The organism is Streptomyces sp. SID5910 (assembly GCF_009862125.1).
Classification (GTDB): domain Bacteria; phylum Actinomycetota; class Actinomycetes; order Streptomycetales; family Streptomycetaceae; genus Streptomyces.
The window spans coordinates 1-1,864 of the sequence record NZ_WWHX01000568.1; the positions used below are offsets into that span (position 1 = coordinate 1).

Below are 1,864 nucleotides of genomic sequence, written 5' to 3' on the forward strand. Positions count from 1 at the left end.
CAGCGCGAGCCCGGACCGGAGCGGCGGCGGCGAGCCGTCGGCCGGCACCGTGCCCAGCGACACCGCCGGGTCGGCGTCCGCCTCCGCCCGCTCCGACGGCCGCTGCCACACCTCGGAGCTGCGCGCCGAGGTCGGCCGCGTCGACCCGGGGGCCGGGCAGCGCAACTTCCCGGTCGTGCTGACCAACACCTCGCAGCGCACCTGCACCGTGTACGGCTTCCCGGGCGCCGCCTTCGTGGACGCGTCCGGCAAGCAGCTGGGCCCCGACCCCGAACGCGCCCCCGGCTCGCCCCGGACGGTCACGCTGGCGCCGGGGAAGAGCGCGTGGGCCGGGCTGTCGTTCTCCAGCCCCGAGATCAGCGGCGCCCGCACCGCCACCCCGGCGAAGCTGGTGGTCACCCCGCCGGACGAGCGGGATCCGCTCACGGTGAAGTGGACGGCCGGGGAGGTCCCGGTGGGCGGCAACGCGTCGTCGGTGTCCGTCACCGCCCTGGAGCCCGGGACCACCCCCTGACCGCCGGGGCGTTGCGCGGTCAGTGACCGGCGATGGGGTGCGGCGCGTAGGGCCGCTCCAGTTCCTCGATCTCCTTGTCGGTGAGGGCGAGTTCGACCGCCGCCACCGCGTCGTCGAGGTGACCGGGCTTGGACGCGCCGATGATCGGTGCCGTCACCGTGTCCTGGTGCAGCAGCCAGGCCAGTGCGACCTGGGCGCGCGGTACGCCGCGGTCCCCGGCGATGCGGGTGACGGCCTCGACGACGGCGCGGTCGCCCTCCTGGTAGAGGGTGCTGCCGAAGTTGTCGGTGGCGCTGCGCCCGGTCGTGGTGTCCCAGTCGCGGGTGAGGCGGCCGCGGGCCAGCGGGCTCCAGGGCAGCACACCGACGCCCTGGTCGGCGCAGAGCGGCAGCATCTCGCGCTCCTCCTCGCGGTAGAGGAGGTTGTAGTGGTTCTGCATGGACACGAACTTCGTCCAGCCGTGCCGCTCGGCGGTGTACTGCATCTTGGAGAACTGCCAGGCGTACATCGAACTGGCCCCGATGTAGCGGACCTTGCCGGCCTTCACCAGGTCGTGCAGCGCCTCCATCGTCTCCTCGACCGGCGTGTGCGGGTCGAAGCGGTGGATCTGGTAGAGGTCGACGTAGTCGGTGCCCAGGCGGCGCAGGCTGTGGTCGATCTCGGTCATGATCGCCTTGCGGGACAGTCCGGCGCCGTTGGGGCCGGGCCGCATCCGGCCGTTCACCTTGGTCGCGAGCACGATGTCGTCGCGGCGGGCGAAGTCCGCGAGCGCCTTGCCGACGATCTCCTCGCTGGTGCCGTCGGAGTAGACGTTGGCCGTGTCGAAGAAGGTGACGCCGGCGTCCAGTGCCTGCCGGATCAGCGGGCGCGAGGCCTCCTCGTCGAGCGTCCACTCGTGGGTGCCGCGGTCGGGAACGCCGTAGGTCATGCATCCCAGACAGATCCGCGACACGTCCAGGCCCGTCGAACCGAGCTTCACGTACTGCATCGTTGCTGCTCCTGCCTTCCGGATCGGTACCTGGCGAGCGTACGTCCTCGGGCGGTCCCGGGCGGTGGGGGTCAGTGCTCCGTGAGCAGGTCGAGGGCCCGTTCCCAGCCGAACTCCGGGCGGCTGCCGTCGGTTTCGGTCTCTCCCGCGTACGGGTCGCCGAAGCGCACCCCCATGCCGCGCAGCCGTTCCAGGCTCTCCCGGTAGGCGGGGTGAGCGGCCAGCGCGTCGGCCACGCAGGGCAGGACGGCGACGGGCACGCCGAGGCCGCTCGCCTCGCACAGGGTGGCCAGGGCGAGGGTGTCGGCGAGGCCGGCGGCCCACTTGTTGACCGTGTTGAAGGTGGCGGGCGCGACCACGAC

Annotated in this window: 3 protein-coding genes; 1 reads left to right on the plus strand and 2 read right to left on the minus strand. The window is 72.7% G+C overall.

Annotation, left to right across the window (positions count from 1 at the left end; translation table 11 throughout):
- On the plus strand, positions 1-514 hold a 514-nt coding region (locus GTW67_RS20040), incomplete at its 5' end, for a DUF4232 domain-containing protein (RefSeq protein WP_237518950.1).
- A gap of 19 nt (positions 515-533) precedes the next feature.
- On the opposite strand, the gene GTW67_RS20045 is transcribed toward GTW67_RS20040, so the two are convergent.
- Together GTW67_RS20045 and GTW67_RS20050 are read right to left on the minus strand one after the other, a co-directional pair.
- Entirely contained in the window at positions 534-1,502 is a 969-nt protein-coding gene (locus GTW67_RS20045; protein ID WP_161166195.1) for an aldo/keto reductase, read from the minus strand.
- A 71-nt stretch (positions 1,503-1,573) separates the two neighbouring features.
- The coding region (locus GTW67_RS20050; RefSeq protein ID WP_272920517.1) for a flavoprotein at positions 1,574-1,864 on the minus strand (291 nt) is incomplete at its 5' end.

Bases quoted from the DNA above. Each gene is read 5' to 3' on its own strand.
- GTW67_RS20045 (WP_161166195.1), bottom strand. From the start codon at position 1,502: ATGCAGTACGTGAAGCTCGGTTCGACGGGCCTGGACGTGTCGCGGATC.